This is a genomic window from Aquabacterium sp., from assembly GCF_029946005.1.
Lineage (GTDB): Bacteria > Pseudomonadota > Gammaproteobacteria > Burkholderiales > Burkholderiaceae_C > Aquabacterium.
This window is the reverse complement of sequence record NZ_JAQSDR010000011.1, coordinates 15,196-33,325: the sequence shown is the minus strand read 5'-3', so window position 1 is coordinate 33,325 and position 18,130 is coordinate 15,196. Positions and strand designations below refer to the sequence as shown.

Below are 18,130 nucleotides of genomic sequence, written 5' to 3'. Positions count from 1 at the left end.
GCATACAGTCCGTCAGCGCTTTTTTTCATCCCGCCATGACCCGTCAAATCAAACAAGCCCTGCTTTTGGTGTTGCTCTCGCTGCGCGACATGCTGGCCTCGGCCGGCCCGGTGCTGCTGCTGGCCTTGAGCCTGTTGGCGGGCACCTACTGGTGGCTCGACCCGCAACCCCCGCGCACCGTCACGCTCGCCACCGGGCCCGCGGGCAGCGCCTATGCCGAGTTCGGCCAACGCTACGCCCAGGCCCTGGCGCGCGACGGCATCCAGGTGAAGCTGTTGCCCACCGATGGCCCGGTGGGCAACCTGCAAGCCCTGCGCGAACGCCGTGCCGACGTGGCCTTCGTGCGTGGCGGCAGTGGCAACATGGGCGAGCGCGCCAACGCCGACATCATGTCGCTCGGCGCGCTGTTCTACGAACCGCTGTGGCTGTTCTACCGCCCCGCCGCACTCAACGGTGCGGCAAGCAACAACAAGGGCGCCAGCCAAGACACCCCACTCACCTCGCTGACCCAGTTGCGCGGCCTGCGCGTCAACATGGACCAGCCCGGCAGTGGCGTGCCCGACCTGATGCGCCGCCTGCTCGAAGCCAATGGCCTGACGCCTGATGCCGTCACCGCCAGCGAGATGGACCCGGACGCCGCCGCTCAGGCCCTGCAGGCGGGCCAACTCGACGTGCTGGTGCTGGTCACCGCGCCAGAATCCCCGGTCGTGCAGCGCCTGTTGAAGCAGCCCGGCATCGCGTTGGCCGACCTGCCCCAGGCGGATGCCTTGTCCCGGCGCCTGCCCTTCCTGCAAACGGTGACGCTGCCGCGCGGCATGGTGGACCTGGCCAGCGAGCTGCCGCCCCAGAGCATCGGCCTGCTCGCCGCCACCACGGCCTTGCTCACGCGCGAAGACACCCACCCCGCCTTGCGCCAGCTGTTCGCGCAATCGGCTCAAAGGATCCATGGCGGCGCAGGCTGGTTCAATGGCGTGCGAGATTTTCCAAACACCCGCACCAGCGAGCTGCCCGTCAGCCCCGAGGGCGACCGCGCCATCAACGGCACGCCGCCCTTCTATCAGCGCTACTTGCCCTTCTGGGCCAGTAACCTGCTCGAACGCATGTGGCTGGTCATCGGCGGCTTGATCGTGCTGCTGCTGCCCCTGTCACGCGTGGTGCCGCCGCTGTACACCTACCGCGTGCGCCAGCGCGTGTTCCGCTGGTATGCGCGCCTGCAGCAGGTGGAGGCACACATGGAAGATGGTGATGCCGACCCCACCGGGCTGCTCAACGAGCTGGACGAACTTGATCGCGTGGCGGCGCAGATCACGGTGCCGCTGGCGCATGCGGATGAGTTGTACGCCTTGCGGAACAACATTGAGCGGACGCGGAGACGGTTGTTGGGACGGGCGGGTGGCCGCATGGCGGATGCGGCCTAGCGTTCCCGCTGGTTGCAATCTTGCGCCGACGCCGAGGGCCGACCGCGTCTTGGGCTGGCAAAATTGACCCCCATGAAACCTCAGCAAACCCTGCAGATCATCGCCACGTCGGCCTCGGCCTTGCTTAGCCCAGAGCAAAAGCGCTTCAACAAACTCACCGAGCAGATCGACAAGGCTCGCGCCAAACTGGCCGCCTGGCACGCCAACTTGCCGCCGTTTTTGAGCGTTCGGCAAGAGCGCGTGCTGCCACTGGCGCGCACGCTCCAAGCCACGCAGGTCGGCTGGATTCGTGCGGTCGACCTGTTGCTTGACGAGAAAGGTTGGAAGAAGGCCGAGCGATCAACCTTGCAAGATGTTTTGTGTGAAGCCATTGACGCGGTGATCGGCCAGCTCGACGAGGACGAAGCGCAAGAGATGCGCACGCTGTACGACAAGCACGCCGACCACCTTTTTGAGGACGCGCAAGCCGAAGACCGCCAGGCCTTCATCGACATGGTGCAAGACATCGCGGGCATTGACCTGGGCGACGATGCGCAAGACCAGCCTGAAGAGGAGTTGATGGCCCGCATGCAAGAAAAATTGGCGGCGCGAGCTGCAGAGGCCGAGGCGATGGGCCACGGTGCGCAGCCCCAGGCCAAACTGAGCAAAGCGCAGGCCAAAAAACAGGCCGAGGCCGAGCTCACCAACCAGTCCCTGCGCGAGATCTACCGCAAGCTGGCCAGCGCCTTGCACCCCGACCGCGAGCCCGACGCCGACAAGCGCGAAGCCAAGACGGCCTTGATGCAGCGCGCCAACCAGGCCTATGCCAACAAAGACCTGATGGCGCTGCTGAGCCTGCAAATGGAGACCGCCCAGATCGACGCCAACAGCATGGCCAGCACCGCCCCGGCGCGGCTCAAGCTTTACAACAAAGCCCTGGCCGAGCAACTGGCGGACATCCAGTTCGAAACCCGCCGATTGGAAGAGGGCTTGCGCATGGACCTCGGCCTGCCGCCCCGCCTGCCCTTGCATCCCGACAAACTCATCAAGGTTGTCGACTTTCAAGTGGCGCAGTTGAGCCATGCGCAGATGGACTTTGAGCGCGATCTGCTGACCTTCAAAGACCGCGCGGCCACCAAGCGCTGGATCAAGCGAGAACAGGAGCGGTTCGGGATCGATGCCTTGTCGAACGATTGGTTTTGAGGCCTAGGCCCTCAACCGAGGCGGGCCAACTCGCCCTGCTTGGCCACCATCCCAATCGGCTGCAGCAGCCAGTCCAGTTCACCCTCGGTCAAGCGCGTGGCGCCCGCCAGGGCATCCCCGTGCAGGCCCTGGGCCAACGCCGCCTTGCGCTCTTGCATGGCCACAATGCGTTCTTCCAGGGTGCCCTGGGCCACCAGCTTGTAGACAAACACGGTGCTTTGCTGGCCCAGGCGGTGAGCCCGGTCGGTGGCCTGGTCTTCCGCCGCAGGGTTCCACCAGGGATCAACGTGAATGACGGTGTCGGCCTGCGGCAGGTTCAAGCCCACGCCGCCGGCCTTCAGGCTGATGAGGAACAAAGGCACTTCGCCCGACGTGAAGCGAGCCACGATGTCTTCACGCTTCTGGCTCTGCCCGGTCAGCTTGACCCAAGTCAGCGAAGTCTTGGCCAGCGCCTTTTCAATCAAGGTGAGCATCGAGGTGAACTGCGAGAACACCAGCACCCGCCTGCCGTCTTCGATCATGGCGGGCAGGTTCTCCATCAGCCAGTCCATCTTGGCCGAGGCCTTGACTTTCTTGGCGGCCTCCAGCGGCACCAATTGCGGGTCGCAGCACACCTGGCGCAGCTTGAGCAAGGCATCGAGCACGGCGATCTGTGAGCGGGCCAGGCCCTTGCTCTGCAGGGCTTCGCGCACCTTGGCCTCGGTGGCCACGCGGATCACTTCGTACAGATTGGCCTGCGCGGGCTGCAGTTCGATGTGCTCGATGGCCTCGATCTTGGGCGGCAGTTCGGTGGCCACCGCCGCCTTGGTTCGCCGCAGCATGAAGGGCTGCAGGCGCGCGCGCAGCAAGGCCAGGCGCTGGGTGTCGCCATGCTTTTCAATGGGCGTGCGGAACAGCTGCTTGAAGCGCGTCTCGTGGCCCAGGTAGCCGGGCATCAAGAAGTGGAACAAGCTCCAGACCTCGCCCAGGTGGTTCTCCATGGGCGTGCCCGTGAGGCACAGGCGCTGCTTAGCCCGCAACTCGATCACGATGGCGGCCAGTCGCGTTTTTGAGTTCTTGATGGCCTGGGCCTCGTCCAGCACCACGGTGGACCAGGTCTGCTTGGTGAGCACCTCTTCATCACGCAGCAACAAGGGGTAGGTGGTGATGACCACGTCGTGATCGGCCAATCGGGTGAAGGCGTTGTGGCGGTGCTGTCCATGCAGCACCAAGGCCGACAGCGTTGGCGCGAATCGCTGCAACTCGCTGCGCCAGTTGCCGACCAGGCTGGTGGGGGCCACGATCAGGGCCGGGGCAGTCAAGCGGCCCGCCTGCTTTTCAAGCAGCAAGTGGGCGATGGTCTGCAAGGTCTTGCCCAGGCCCATGTCGTCGGCCAACACACCACCCAGGCGGTGTTGCCGCAGCAGTTGCAACCAGCTCAGGCCTTGCTGTTGATACGGCCGCATTTGTGCCTGCAGGCCTTCGGGTGGGGCCACCATCGGCAAGCCATCAGGTTGCTTGAGCACCGACACCAGGCCCGCCAAGGAATTCGCGTCGCCTGCCGACAAACCGAGGGCCTGCTGCCCCGGCGCCGCTTCGACCGACGCCAGGCGCAGCGCTTCAAAGCGGTCCAGCTTGAGCGCATCGCCCGCCAGCGAGCGGCCACGCTCTTGCGTCAGCTCCATGAGTGCGCCCAGCCAGGGGCGCAACGGCTCGGTGGGCACGCGCCAGGGTTGGCCCGACTCGTCGGTCAACCAGGTGTGCAGGGGCCAAGGCTTGCCTTGTTGCGACTGCGCCTCCCAGTTCGACCAGCGGCCGATCAATTGGGGCAGCCAAGGCAACAAGTTGAAGCGCTGGCCATCGACTGAAAAACCCAGCGAGAGGCTGAACCAGTCGTTGTCGGCCTCGGTGGCATCGGGGTACTGCCCTTGCAGGGCCAAGTCCAGCACGCCATCGCGCATCAGGCCGGCTTGCAGCGCTTCGTCCACCTCGATGTGCCAGCCCGCTTCGCGCCACTCGGCAAAGTCATCGTCCAGCAAGGCCAGGTCACGCTCATGGGGCGAAGGCCGGTCACCCGGCTGGGCCTGCCACCACGTGGGCTGCGTTGGCACCAGGGCCCGATACCCGGCCGTCATCAGGTGCGCCATGGCATCGAATTCGGCCATCACGTCGCGCCAGAGGTGTACCTTGCCTTCAGGGGTGTCGATCGCCTGCAGGTCGGGATCATGTGCCACCCACACGCCCGAGATGCCATCGTAATCAAACGCCAGCTCGATCTGGAACACCGCCTCCTTGGGCTGCGGGTGAGCGTGGATGCTCAGGCACGGCGTGGGCGCCACGCCGCGAATGTCGCGCAGCACCTCACCTCGCACGGCCTCCGGCAAAGGTGGCAGCAGCTTGGCCAGGCGCAGGGACTGCTCGCGCATCCAGGCCTCCTGCATGGCTGGCACGGCCAGCCAGCGCTGCGCCGTCTTCACGTCCACCGCCTGCGCATCGACCCGCCCGCACACGCCCGCCTGCCGGTCGATGTAGAGCATCGGCTCGCCCATGAACAGCTCTGCCGACGGCGAGCCCAGATCGGGGGCCAGCTGCCACTGCGGCTCAGCCCCGTCAGCACCGCCCGTTGGCGACCAGGCCCAATCGAGCCGACAGGTTTCGCCCCACCGGATGCGTTGCAAGATCAGGCGGTCAGGGGTCAACAGCACCAGTTCACCCGCTCGGGCCGCTTGCTCCAGCACCACGGCACCGACTTCGTCACGCACAGCCTGCTGGGGCAAGACCGGTGCCGAGTCATTGGTACGCCAGACGGCGCCGGATGCCTGCCCCGCATGCCAGCGGCGCAACAGCTCGAAGACGCGGCCCTGGCCGTCGTAGGGGCTCAACGTTGAGCCTGCATAGATGCTCGGTTGGCTGACCTTGCCCAGCTCGCCCGGCTTGTTCTTGAGCCAACGCGCCTTGCCGGGCCACAGCGTGAGCCATCGGCCTGACCGGTTCGGCAAGTGGCAGACGTCCAGCACCACCAGATGATCGAACTCAGCTTGCGCGGCAAGGCGGGACAGGCTTGCCTGCTGCGATGGCGCTAGCGCCAAAGGCGGGGCCTCGGCCGCCAGTTGGCTTTCCGTTTGAGCCAGCCAGCGGTTCAATGGCTCGTGGACTGAAGGCTTGGCGTCAATCAGGCCGAGTGGCCACAGCGGCTCATCGCTGCTGAACCAGTCCTTGCCCAAGGCATCGACCAACACCGCCACGACATGTTTGCAGTTGAAACTCATGGGGCAGGTGCAGTCGCCTACCACCTTCCATCGGCTTTTGTCCGGGCGCCACAGGTGGATGTCCTGCTCGTAAGGCTCGGATTGGCTGCCTTCCGTCTCGCCACAAATCTGGAAGTCTGAATCAGGGGCGTCAGGCTCGGTCAGGATGTCCGACCACAGCACAGCCCCCGATCTGGCGTAGGCCTGCCCCCGCTGCCACGCGCTGAGGTTGAACAGATGGACCAGCTCAGTGGCACGGGGCAAGGAGACTTTGGTCGACATGGACAACATTCCGAAAAGCGTTTGGCGCGGTGATTATGGCGTGATGGCCAAAGGTTTTCCCGCGGCCCCCCAAGCCTGGCCCCTTGCGTCGTGGAAGGATAATCAAGGCACGTTCGCCAAGAAGCAATCCATGACCGAAAGCCAGATGCGCCAACCTGCCCGCCAGCCCTCCCTCATCAAGCGCATCCTCTGGCTCCTGGCCGGTCTGCTCTTTGGTTTGGCCTTGATCCTGGCTTGGCAAACCTGGCGTTTCCCTTCGCGGCAAATCCAGGTCGAGCCCCGGCCCGGCGTTGCGGTCGATGCCGAAGCGGCGGCGCGGCGTCTGAGCGCCGCCGTTCAGTTGCGCACCGTGTGGTCCGCCACCGATGCCAACGCGGCCGCCTTCGAAAGCTTGCGCCACCTCATCCAGCACATCTACCCCGGTGTGCACACCACCTTGATGCGGCAGATCATCGGCAAGCACGCCATGCTCTACACCTGGCCAGGCACGGATCCGAAGGCCAAACCCATCGCCTTGCTGGCCCACCAGGACGTCGTGTCCGTGGCGCCGGGCACGGACAAGGACTGGCAGGTGCCGCCCTTCTCGGGGGCGATCCAGGGCGGCTTCGTGTGGGGCCGCGGCGCCTGGGACGACAAGTCCAGCGTGATGGCCATCATGGAAGCGGTCGAATCCCTGGTTCAAGCCGGGTTCAAGCCGCGCCAGACCATCTACCTGCTCTTCAACGCCGATGAAGAAGTAGGCGGCGACGAGGGCGCCGCGCAGGTGGCCAAGCTGTGGCGCGAGCAAGGCATCAAGCTCGAATTTCTGCTCGACGAAGGCATGGTGATCACCCACGGCCTGGTGCCTGGCGTGAAGGCGCCGGTGGCTTTGGTGGGCATGTCTCAGAAGGGCTACCTCACGCTCAAGCTCACCGCCAAGGGCCAACCGGGCCACTCCAGCCAACCGCCCAAGCACCATGCGATTGGTGTGCTGGCCGAGGCCCTGCAGCGCCTGGAAGCGCACCCCATGCCCGGCCGCCTGGCAGGCCTGCCCCGCGAGATGATGGAATCCGTGGCGGCTGAAGCCAGCGGCCCCATGCGCGTGGTGCTGAGCAACCTGTGGCTGACGCGGACACTGGTCGAGCGCGAACTCGCCAAGACCCCCGCCGCCGACGCCATGCTGCGCACCACCGCCGTGCCCACCATCTTGAAAGCCGGTGAGCTTGAGAACGTGGTGCCTGGGCTGGCCACGGTGGTCATCAACTACCGGCTGCTGCCGGGCGACACCAGCCAGACCGTGATCCAGCATGTGCAGCAGGTAGTGGAAGGCCTGGACGTGAGCGTGGAGCGCCACCCCAAAGGCGCAGAGGCCGCCCCGGTTTCCAGCACCGATTCAAAGGGGTACCAGGCTTTGGCGCGCAGCTTGCGTGAGTTGCAGCCCGGCACGGTGGTGGCGCCGGGGCTGCTGATTGGCGGCACGGATTCGATTCACTTCACGGACCTGGCGGAGACCATCTTGCGGTTTCGGCCGATCCATGTGACGGCCCAGGATTTGGCGCGCATTCATGGCACGAATGAGCGGATTGGGGTGAAGGAGTATGGGGAGATGATTCAGTTTTATGAGCGGCTGCTGCGCCATGTCAACGAGCGTTGAATCAACCCAGCGCTAGAGATGCTCCTGAGCTTTCGAGGCTGCCTCGGCCCCAAATTCCCATGCCCATTGATGACTGCCAGACTCAACAGAAATGCGTGATGCATAGCGCCTGGCCAAAGTTGGGTTGAAATCGAAATCGATGGGCTGGATGCGATCAAACAATGAAGGCTGATGCCTGATCCAAGCTCCGAACCATTTGATGCGGCCTCTCAACGTGTCGACTGCAATTCGAAGATGTTCGGCAAGCTCTTCAGCGCTCCAGTCGAATCGATCCAGCAAGATGAAGTACGCCGAGGCTTGCGAATAGCTGTGCTGAATCAATGCCAAAGGATCATGGCATTCCTGTGTGAGCTGCAGGTGAATCGCTGGATCGAATTCCTCGGGTGCGGTCAGCAATCGCGCCAGCGCATGGATCGCGGCGTCAGGCTCCTCTTTGTCCCAATCCTTGTCCAGCTTGACGGCATACCGAATCTGCTTGTCGGCATACCGGAGCAGTTCGTTGTGCAACCAGCCAAGAACCTGTTCTTGATCGGTTTTATCCAGAAAATCCACAGGGAAGCCCCGGCGGCGGCCAATCTTGTCGGCGATCAGCCAAGCTTCGCTCATGGCGTCTTCGATGCTGTATTCACCTGAAGTGCGAGCGGCAATTCGACGAAGGTCTGCCCTTCGCCGCGCTAGAAACATGGTGAAGGAATTGCTGGACGACATGGCATTCTTTCAGCACAGACCGCATGCTCTAAGCTGCACGCGAAGTCAAGGCACTGGACCACAGCGCAATGACAAAACCGTGACGGCCAAAAGCGTTTCCCGCGCCCTCTAGAATCCTCCCCAGGCACCGGCAGGAAGAACAGGGAAGCAGCGCATGGCCACAAGCACCACCCCAGCCCTTTTTTTTCGCGGCCCCGCCACGCACTTCTTCCGCCCCCTGAACTGGCAAGACCGCGAAGCCTGCGCCGCCGTCCTGCGCCAATTGCATGAGCGCGTCCACGGCCCCGATGCCGACTACGCCGAGGCGCTCACCCGCGAACTGGTGCTGGACATCATCCAAGGCGTGATCGCCCAGCCCGCCTACCGCGAAGGCGCTCTGGCATCACTTGAAACCGTCGATGCGCAGGCCGAACGCGACTATGCCCTCGCGCTGCTGCGCAACCTCAAGGAACACGGCTGGCTGGAAGACTACAAGGATCCCATCGAGCTGCGGCCCACGCTCAAACTCACGCGCGCTGGCAAGGTGTTCTCCGAGTCCTTCGCCGAGCTGGACAACAACCGCCACAAGACGCGCCAGCGCAACATGCGTTCAGCCCGCAAGGCGCTCCAGGCTTTTCTGGAAAGCCGCGATGAAGACGAGTTGCTTGACGCCTACGAGTACGCCCACCACGTGGTCGAAGACCTGCAGGAGGACATCGAATACTTCCGCCAGCTCATGCAGGCCCTCACCCGCGAGGCCCTCACCAAAAAGCTCGCCTGGGATGAGTTCAACGACTTCCTCGAACGACGCTTCAGCAAAGAGATGTCAGTGCGCCTGGTGGCCGATTCGGTGGACCGGCACCGCAGCCAGATCATCGAGCTGCTGGACCACGTCCGGGCCTGGCCGCCCGAGGTGCTGCTCAAACTGGATGCGGCCTTGTGCCAGCGCGATGCCTGGCTCGAAGGCCGACTGGAAGGGCGCGGCGCCACGCTGTGGCTGTGCCAGCGCATCGAAGACCTCATCGATTCTGCCTGCGAGATCAAGCTGCCCATGCTGCGCAGCGAAATGCACAACTATGTGCGGCGCTTCACCAGCCTGCTGCGCCAGGCCTTGTCGCTCGACTACGGTGCCGAGTCGCCCATGGGCCTGACCCTGGCCGGGCTCAAAGCCGCCGATGCCGCGTCCCGAAGTATCTGGCTCGATGCGCTGGGCCAGCGCCTGGCCACCGCCGAGGTGCGCCTGCCCACCGCCGGTCTGCGCTGGACACAGCGTGACCGCCAGGAAGCGCAAGGCAGTGACCCAGCCTGGCAAATCCTCCCTGACAGCCGCCTCGACGCCGCCATGCGCCGCGCCGAGTCTGAAGCCTTTGTCATCAGCGAAAGTCGCCTGCTGGCCGCGCTCCAAGCTCAAGCCCAGACGCAAGGCAAGGGCAGGGCACTGCGCCTGTCCCAGCTCGCCACGGGCCATGCCGACGAGGTACTGACCACTCTGCATGCGGTGGGCGCAGCACGGTCCATGCAAGGCCGCAGCCATTGGCAGGTCCACAAGTTGCCCACGCGCTTCGAAACCAGCAGCTTCATCGCCGATGATTTCGAACTGCATCCACGCGATCCCAATCCTGCCACCCAGTGATGACGATGAACACCGAGCTGTCATTCCACACCCTGCTGGAAGCGCGCCTGGCCCAACGCGCCTCGGGCAGCGTCTCGCGCAAGCGTTTTGCCGAGGTCTGCAACCGGTTGCTGGCCAACGGCATCCTCTGGCGTGAACATTCCCGCCCCGAACAGGCGCTGTACGACGACGCCACCATCATCGAAGAGCTGCTGCGCGAGTGGTTCGACATGCTGGGCTTCGCGCTGGTGCACGACGTGGACGCCAACCTGATGCGGCTCTACCCACCCGGCGACGACCAGGACGATGACGACGGCGTCAAGCGCCTGCGTGCCCGCCTCTCGAAGGACGTCGTCGCCGCCGCCCTGGCCCTGCGCTTCCTCTACACCGAGGCACTCACGGGCAAGCGCGAACTGGTCAACCAGGAACTGGCCATCAGCCTCGAAGAGCTGTCGCAGACCCTGGTGTCGCTGCTTGGCATGACCTTGCCCTCGTCGATGGCCGATCGCGCGCAATTGCTGCGCGAGTTGCGAAAGCACCGCCTGATCCGCTTCAAGGATGCCGACGGCCTGGGCCACATGGACACGCTCGTGAGCGTGTTGCGCCCCATCCTGTCCTTCGTCAGCGACGAAGCCTTGCAAGACGTGCTCAAGCTGATGCACGCACGCACGCCGCCCACCGACCTCACCGGCTCCTGATCAAAATGCGCATCGCCCGTCTCGTCACCGTCAACTGGGGCACCATCGATTCACGCGATTGGCCACTGGCGGACGCCACCTTGCTCACGGGCGAATCCGGCTCGGGCAAGTCCACGCTGCTCGATGCCATACAGGCCGTGCTCACCGCCGCGCGCCAAGGCGTGTTCCACTTCAACGCGGGCCAGAACGAATCCACGCAAAGCCGCCGTGGCGGCAAAGAGCCCCGCACCCTCCACGCCTATGCCCTGGGCCAGTGCGGCAGCGATGTCTTCCTGCGCCAGCGGGCCACCTGCTACCTGGCCTTGGTGTTCGAGCCCTCGGCGGGCGAAGAGGCTCAAGGCTTCACCGCCTTGCTGGGCGTGGAAGCCCATGTTGACAATGGCCGCGCCGATGGCGGCAAGCCCGTTTTCTTCCTGGTCCGTGCAGGCTTGTCCTTGCCTCACCTGGTGACGATGCCCAGCAAGGCCGGGGATGTCACCGATGCCGCCCCGCCCCAACGTCCACGTGCACTGGGCCTGAAAGAGGTCTACGCCCAGCTCCAGGCACGCCTGGGCCTGACGCCCGACCAGCTCTCGCGCCACGAAGGCAAGGACCAGTACCTCCAGCACCTCTACGGGCACCTGCTGGGCAAGCGGTTCGTGCCCGAGGCCGATGCCACACGTTGCGCCCGCTCCGTGGTCAAGGCCATGGCCTACCGCGAGATCGGCAACGTCAACGATTTGGTGCGCGACGAGATCCTGGACGAGAGGGACTTCTCGCAAGAGGTGGCCAAGATGCGCCAGCTCATGCAGGAGATCGCCCGACTCAAGGCCGATGCCGAGCGCCTCAAACTCAACATCGACCGATTGCAGTTGGTGGACGATGCCGCAGACGATGTCATCCAGCTGCTGCGCCGCCATGTGGTGACGCTCAACGCCCACGCCCTTCGCTTGCAAAGCGAGTGCGATGCGGAACGGCAAACCGTCGAGACACGCCAGCAGCGCTTGATCAAACAATCGGCTGATTCGCAAGACCGCCTGAACCGCATCGACAACGAGCGCCAACTCACCAACGACGAGCTTGCGCTTGTGCAGGGCGAGCTGGCGCAAAGCAAGGTTGCGCAGGAAAAGCAGCGCCTGGACATCAGCGCCTCGCAATATGCGCAGCAGTTCTACAAGGAATGGCGGCATGTGCAAGAGGCCGCCGTCCAGATGGACAGGGTGCTGGGTCATGTGAACCAACTGTTGGCGCTGGACGTTGCGAACCTGCCTGACCTCCACACCGCCGTGGCGTACCTTGGGCCGATCGCCCGACAAGCCACCAAGCAGTGGCAACCTGCCCGGCAGCCCTTGCTGAGCGATGCCAAACTGAACGACGACCTGGCCGCGTTCGAGCTGGAGCCGCTGGACTTGGCCTTGAAGGCGCTGGAAGCCGCCCTGATCGGGGGCGATCAATCTGTCACGGCTGCCCTGATCGCCGCTGGCAGTCAGTTGCATGGCGACCAGCTCAGGCTCCAGGACGAGCAGACCGCCTTGCGCGTCGAGCAGACTCTACTGCTGCGCGGCCAACCGCCCACACCGCCCGACGTGCGCCAGGCCATGACCCTGCTTGAGGACGAGCTGCCCGCTTGCCGTCCACGCATCCTGGCAGCACTGGTCGAACCCAAGCCAGGCACCCCCTGGCAGGCGGCCATCGAAGGCTACATGGGCAAAGACCGCTTCGCGATCATCGTTGAGCCTGCCCACGAAGAAGACGCCATCAAGCTGATCAAGCGCCGCTTCAAACAGCGTTCGCCCAAGATCGTGCAAGGCAGCAGGGCCATGGAAGACACGCGGGACGTGGGCCTGCAAGCCCACAGCATCCTGCGCGAGGTGGTGTGCGAACACCAGGTCGCCAACGCCTACCTCAAGGCGCTGTACGGCCGCGTGCGCAAGGTCGAAACGGAAGCTGAATTGCGCCGGACACCGCAAGGCTTGATGCAACAGGGTCTGGGCAGCCGGTCCTATGGCATGTTCGCCTGCCTGGCCACTGACGATGACCTGATCTTCGGCACCGAAAGCCGACAGCGCCGCCTGGCCTGGGTCAATCGGCGCCTTGATGACTTGGTGCCCGAGTTGCAAGCACTCAAGGCGATGGCCGCGGATCTGCTGAAGGTCCGCGGATGGTTCACCCAAGTCGGTGCCGCCTCACTGGCCCGGGTGCTCACCGATGCGCTCGACACCCGCCTACGCCATACCGATGTGCAACAAGACCTTGCCCGACTGGACACCTCAAGCATCGATGGCCTGGAACAGCGGCGCACTGGCTTGCAGGATCGGCTCAATGACATCGCCACGCAATGGGACCAGGAGCAGCAAGCCGTCGGCGTACAGAACGATGAACTGAAACACCTTCACAAGCGCCTTGTGGAGCTTGAAGCACGCTTGCCGGATCTCGCCATCCAGGTCACCAATGCGCAGGTGTGGATCAGCCGCTTCGCCGCGGTGGCCGGCGAGGTCGCGACCGAAGTGCAACTGCAAGACGAAGCGCAAAGCCTGTGCGAGGCCGGCGAAACCAGCACCCACGCCCTGTACGGCCGCATCAGCAATGTCGGCGAGAATCTGCCGGACCGCCTCAAAGCCCTGCGCAACCACATCGCCACCTACCTGGCCGGCGCCCGCACCGACGAGGAGCGCTTCGGCTGGACAGAACCCCCGCGCAACCTCGACCAGATGGAGACCATCTTGCAAACGGCGTCCGCCGCGCAGCAGTCGGCCCGCGATCAGATCCGCCGCCAAGACAGCATCGGCCTGGCCGACAACGTTGCGCGGCTGGAAAAGGCAGAAGGCAATTTCAATCACGTCTTCACCAGCGACTTCTGTTTCACCGTGCGCCGCGATGTGAAGGACGGCTCCGTCACCTTGCGCAAGCTCAGCAGTGAACTCAAGTCCATCCAGTTTGGGGTGGATTCCTACGACGTGGTGCAAGACTGGGTGCCCCGCTTCAAGGCCTACTACGACTTCTTCGAAGCGCTGGACGGCGTGGTCGATCAACTCGAAAAAGAGAAGATCGCCATCTTCGACGCCCCCCAGCTGTCTGCCGAGCACCGCGCCACCGCGCAAGAGATCAAGCGCCTGTTGCTGTCGCAGGATCAGATCGCCGCCGAACGCGCGCTCAAAGAGCTGGCCGACTACCGCAACTACCGCCGCTATGACATCCACCGCATCGTGGGTGGGCACCGCACGCCCATGTCCACCTGGGGCACGGGCTCGGGGGGCGAGCTGGAGACGCCGTTCTACGTGATCCGTGCAGCGGTACTGGCGCATGCGCTGGGACATTTCGGCCGCCCCGCCGATGCACCCGCCTTGCGCGTGATGCTGTCTGACGAGGCCTTCTCCAAGATGGACGAAACCCGCTCGCGCGCCGTCCTCCAGTTCCTCTCAGAGAACATGGGGCTGCAGCTCATCGTGGCCATGCCCACGTCGAAATCCGGAGCCATCAAGCCAGAGTTTGGCAAGGAGTACACCTTCTCCAAGCTGGAGGCCGAAGCCGATGGCCAGACGGTCTACATCAGCGAGGTGCAGGAAAAGGACTTCAAGCCACCTCTGGTCGGAGCACGCCCAGGCCGCCCGCGCCAAGGCACGTACCGCGTTCGAGCTGGCCAATGCACCGTCCCCGTCATTTGATGGCCGACCAGGCACTCAGGACGCGACATGAGTCAACCCCAGCCTCACGCCATCTTGATCCGCCTGGCTCACGCCTTGCTGGGCAAGGCAGCGCGCAGTGAGGGCGACAGGGTCACCACGCTCCGGTTGGACGACGACAGGATCCTGCCTGAACTGATGCGGGCCAGCAGCCCCGATGAACTTGCGCACTTGGCCTTGTTGATCGACGAGCTGTGCGAGACCACCTGGGTGCGCTTGCAGATGCGCAAGGCGCAGCCATTCCAAACCTGGGCTGACCGGCAACCCACGCTGGTTCTGCTGAACGGGCCGACACTGGCTGAATGGTCTGGCTTTGCGCCAACGCCACCTCGCTGGAGCCGATTGCTGGTGGAAGCCCTGCGCGCCCCCGGCGTGCTGGAAGTGCCCGATGCCACTTGCTTGCTGCACTACCTTCTGCGCAACCCTTTGCCCTGGTTCGAACATCGCTCAGCCAACGAATGCGCGCGCGCGCTCAACGAGCTTGCCCGAGCATGTGCTGCTGGCCAAAGGCTGTACTTGCGAGAGCTGTCGGCCTTGCACTTCCGTGGCCACAGCAAAGTGCTGGATGCCCGCGAAGAACTGCTCAAGCTGCTGGGCGCTGCGCCAAATCAATTCATGGAAGCACCTGTGCAGACATTGATTGACCTTCCCTTGTCGGCACGTGCCGAGACAGGCTGGTTCAACGAGGTGATCTTCATCGAGAACCTGGTCAGTTTCGAACGCATGGCTCAGATGCGCCAACCGGCCTGGAACCAGGCTGCTTTGGTGTTCGCATCCGGCTTCAAAGGTACCGCCAAGCGGTTGCGACAACGCGATGGTTCCTCGCTGTACTGGCGAGGGTCCGTGTCGGCCGCACAGCGTGAGGTTTTCGAGCTGTGGTTGTATGAGGGGCTTTCCAACCCCGCAGCCATTCACGATGCTGGCAGCGCCTTCTTCGGAGATCTGGATTTCGCTGGATTGCTGATCCTGGCGCAACTTCGCCATATTTTTCCTGACTGCCAGGCATGGATTCCTGGCTACCAGGGTCTGTTGGACCAATTGATCGCCGGTCATGGACATTCGCCGAATGAAGCCAACAAACAAGGCCAGATCGATCCTGGCCACACAGGTTGTCATTTCACCGACAACATCTTGCTGCCTGCCCTGAGAAGCACGAATGCATGCGTCGATCAAGAGTTGTGGAGCGGCTTCTGCTTCAATCGCGACCTGTATATGTCGAATGTCGTGTAATTTTTCAACACATGGCCTTCAACACCCAAGCAACCCGTGGCCATTGGCATGGGGGTCGTTTGGGTGTCAGTGCAGTTCTGAAGGCGCGCCGCAGCATTTCTTGAATTTTTTGCCGCTTCCACAGGGGCAGGGTTCGTTGCGGCCGACCTTGGTGCTCACACGTTGGGCGTGTTGCCGCTCGTAGACGGCCTGCCGCAAGGGCAGCCAGAAGGCATGAATGTTCAGCAAACTGTTTTCGATTTCCTCGGCCAGCGCCTGTCGCTGCGCTGGGGTCCTGGTCAACTCATGCTGCTCTGGCGAAAAATCGGTTTCACCCAACAGGCCAATGGGCCGGTACCAGCGCTGGCCTTGCGGGTCGTCCAGCAAGGTTTGCCAAGCCGCGCGGTTGAGGTTCACGCCTTCAGTGAATCCATGGGCCCAGACCTCTGCATCTTCAAAGGGGCCTTCATCAAACTCAAACAGGTCCCAAAGCGGAACCAGCACAGGGGGCTGCTCCTCGAACCCTGACACGATGCTGTTGAAATGCCGCATGACCCAGCCCAACACCTGATTGAGTTGCGCCATGTCATCCACAGGCGGTGCCATCCCACTGTCTTGTCCCCACACTTTGGGCAGCCATTGACTTGGCTGCGCGGTGATTGGGCCGATCGCCAGGGCGTGCAGGTAGCCATCCAGCATGGCCAGCGTCATGCCCTCATCGGCCACGTCGTGCAGCAGGAATTGGTCAAGCTCGGCCAGCTCGGCTTCGGTCAGTGGCGCCATCGGATCGTCACTTGGGCCCATCGCATGGGGGTGCCGTTGCCCTGGCGCTTGCGCGGCTTGCGGGGCATCGGTCAAAAAGCTGTGAACGCCTTCGGCTTGAATGGCTTCAAAGGCCGCCACCAGGGCAGCCTCGTCTGATTCAAACGGCGCGTCCCACACCGTGGAGGTACCCAGCTCGTCTTCAATCTCCAATATCCATGGGGCGCCTTCGCTGCGGTAAATCTGAATTTGCAGGGTGTGCCCGTCGGCGCTGTAGGCCTGCGTTAGCGGCGAGTGGATGAGTTGGATGTCGTCGTCGGTCATGGCTTGGGCCGGTTCTTCAGGGTGGCTTCTAGCGCTTTCAGTTCGGCATCGTCTTGCGTGTCTGCTTGCATGGCCTCGTGGGCTTTGCGACGCTGGTCAAAGCCCTCGTAAAGCGCCTGGGTGCAGCTTTCCATCTGAGCATGGCTGATCGTGCCCGCGTGGGCGAGCACCGGGAAGCCATTGCTGCTGATGATCTGGTCCACGTTCTGGCGCCAGAAGCTCATGCGAATCTCCTGGCGGCTCTTGGTGCGCAATTCTGCCGTTTCCAGAAAGATGACGACCAGCCGGTTCAGCGTGTCGATCTCATCCGCGGTCAGGTAGTTTTTAGCGACCACGATGTCCTGCTTGCGCACCTGGGCGCCCTTCCAGTGCAGCAGGCCAAAGTGTGGGTCCGCGGGGTTGGCCCGCGCCGTGATGAGTTCGGCTGCGGTCTTCTGCGTCACGGCGTACAGCAGCAGGTTTTGCACCGTGGCAAAGAAGGTCTGCGTGGTTTGGTCGGTCTTGTCGTAGTCACTGCTCAGCGCAAACAGGTCGCGCACCTTTTGGTAGAAGCGCTTTTCCGAGGCCCGTATGTCCCGGATGCGGGCCAGCATCTCGTCGAAGTAGTCCGGGCGGCCGTCCGGGTTCTTCAACCGCTCATCGTCCATCACAAAGCCCTTGAGCAGGTACTCCTTGAGCGCGGTGGACGCCCAGCGGCGGAATTGCACGCCACGCGGCGAGCGCACCCGGTAGCCCACAGCCAGGATGGCGTCGAGGTTGTAGAGCGTGACAGGGCGCTGCACCTGACGGGCGCCCTCGGTTTGAACTGTCAAGGATTCCTTGACAGTTGCCACCGGGTCCAACTCCCCATCCTGGAAGATGTTCTTCAGGTGCAGCGAGATGTTCTGCTTGCTGGCGTCGAACAGCTCGGCAATTTCAAGCTGGGTCAGCCAGGCGGTCTCTTGCTCCGCCCGCAGCTTGATCTGGCTGCGACCGTCTTCGGTGGTGTAGAGAATCAGATCGTTCATGCCGCCACGGCATCTGCCAACGGGAACAACTGCTGCATCAGGCCCTTCTTGTGGGTCTTTAGGGTGCCGAGTTCTTGAGTGGCGGCGGTGATCAGGCTGTCGAGTGAGGTGAGGCAGTCGGCGATTCGTTGTTGTTCCGGCAGCGTTGGGATTGCAATGCGCAATTCCTTGAAAAACGGAAGCCCGATGGTCTTGATGGTGCTACCCGTGGCGATCCTTTCGAAAATGGGTTTCATCTCCTGGAGCAGGTAATACGTCATGTGGGATGTCAAAATTAATGAAAAATTAGGGACTATCACCAAACGACTTTTTCAAATTCTTTGTCATCAATGTGCCCAAACAATGACATGAAAAGTGAAAAGATCCTGTTTCCGCGTCTCAGTTAGTGAAAAAGTGGAGGCGCCAGAAAACCAGGCTCTATTGTCCG

General features: G+C 63.3%; 12 protein-coding genes. 7 read left to right on the top strand and 5 right to left on the bottom strand.

Going from position 1 to position 18,130, the window contains the following annotated elements:
- Window positions 1-35: 35 nt before the first annotated feature.
- Window positions 36-1,418, top strand: a complete 1,383-nt coding sequence (locus PSV38_RS08115; RefSeq protein WP_300546433.1) for a TAXI family TRAP transporter solute-binding subunit — start codon at window positions 36-38, stop codon at window positions 1,416-1,418.
- Window positions 1,419-1,490: 72 nt separating this feature from the next.
- Window positions 1,491-2,600: a J domain-containing protein gene (locus PSV38_RS08110; RefSeq protein WP_300546432.1), complete on the top strand. Its 1,110-nt coding sequence runs from the start codon at window positions 1,491-1,493 to the stop codon at window positions 2,598-2,600.
- Window positions 2,601-2,611: 11 nt separating this feature from the next.
- Here the strand turns inward: PSV38_RS08110 and PSV38_RS08105 are convergent, their stop codons facing one another.
- A complete protein-coding gene (locus tag PSV38_RS08105; protein WP_300546431.1) occupies window positions 2,612-6,109 on the bottom strand; it encodes a DEAD/DEAH box helicase in 3,498 nt (1,165 codons plus the stop codon).
- 130 nt (window positions 6,110-6,239) lie between these two features.
- On the opposite strand from PSV38_RS08105, the gene PSV38_RS08100 reads away from it, so the two are divergent.
- A complete protein-coding gene (locus PSV38_RS08100) occupies window positions 6,240-7,742 on the top strand; it encodes a M20 family peptidase (RefSeq protein WP_300546430.1) in 1,503 nt (500 codons plus the stop codon).
- Between the two features lie 12 nt (window positions 7,743-7,754).
- Here PSV38_RS08100 and PSV38_RS08095 read toward each other — a convergent pair whose 3' ends face one another.
- On the bottom strand, window positions 7,755-8,450 hold the full coding sequence (locus PSV38_RS08095) for a hypothetical protein (RefSeq protein WP_300546429.1): 696 nt from the start codon (window positions 8,448-8,450) through the stop codon (window positions 7,755-7,757).
- 154 nt (window positions 8,451-8,604) lie between these two features.
- Between PSV38_RS08095 and PSV38_RS08090 the strand changes: the two genes are divergently transcribed.
- From PSV38_RS08090 to PSV38_RS08075, 4 genes are read left to right on the top strand one after another with little or no spacing between them, the layout of a single operon-like run.
- Window positions 8,605-10,062, top strand: a complete 1,458-nt coding sequence (locus PSV38_RS08090) for a Wadjet anti-phage system protein JetA family protein (protein ID WP_300546428.1) — start codon at window positions 8,605-8,607, stop codon at window positions 10,060-10,062.
- The gene (locus tag PSV38_RS08085; protein WP_300546427.1) at window positions 10,062-10,739 is read left to right on the top strand and encodes a DUF4194 domain-containing protein; all 678 of its coding nucleotides are present in this window, start codon (window positions 10,062-10,064) and stop codon (window positions 10,737-10,739) included. The genes PSV38_RS08090 and PSV38_RS08085 overlap by 1 nt, the downstream gene beginning before the upstream one ends.
- 5 nt (window positions 10,740-10,744) lie before the next feature.
- The gene (locus tag PSV38_RS08080) at window positions 10,745-14,383 is read left to right on the top strand and encodes an ATP-binding protein (RefSeq protein WP_300546426.1); all 3,639 of its coding nucleotides are present in this window, start codon (window positions 10,745-10,747) and stop codon (window positions 14,381-14,383) included.
- Window positions 14,384-14,410: 27 nt separating this feature from the next.
- The gene (locus PSV38_RS08075) at window positions 14,411-15,631 is read left to right on the top strand and encodes a hypothetical protein (RefSeq protein ID WP_300546425.1); all 1,221 of its coding nucleotides are present in this window, start codon (window positions 14,411-14,413) and stop codon (window positions 15,629-15,631) included.
- A 66-nt stretch (window positions 15,632-15,697) separates the two neighbouring features.
- Here the strand turns inward: PSV38_RS08075 and PSV38_RS08070 are convergent, their stop codons facing one another.
- Genes PSV38_RS08070 through PSV38_RS08060 form a run of 3 tightly spaced genes read right to left on the bottom strand, consistent with a single transcriptional unit; the run spans window position 15,698 to window position 18,002 of the window.
- Window positions 15,698-16,696, bottom strand: a complete 999-nt coding sequence (locus tag PSV38_RS08070; protein ID WP_300546424.1) for a UPF0149 family protein — start codon at window positions 16,694-16,696, stop codon at window positions 15,698-15,700.
- A complete protein-coding gene (locus tag PSV38_RS08065; protein ID WP_300546423.1) occupies window positions 16,693-17,703 on the bottom strand; it encodes a virulence RhuM family protein in 1,011 nt (336 codons plus the stop codon). Before PSV38_RS08065 ends, PSV38_RS08070 begins: the two co-directional genes overlap by 4 nt.
- Entirely contained in the window at window positions 17,700-18,002 is a 303-nt protein-coding gene (locus PSV38_RS08060) for a restriction endonuclease subunit S (RefSeq protein ID WP_300546422.1), read from the bottom strand. Before PSV38_RS08060 ends, PSV38_RS08065 begins: the two co-directional genes overlap by 4 nt.
- Window positions 18,003-18,130 lie beyond the last annotated feature (128 nt).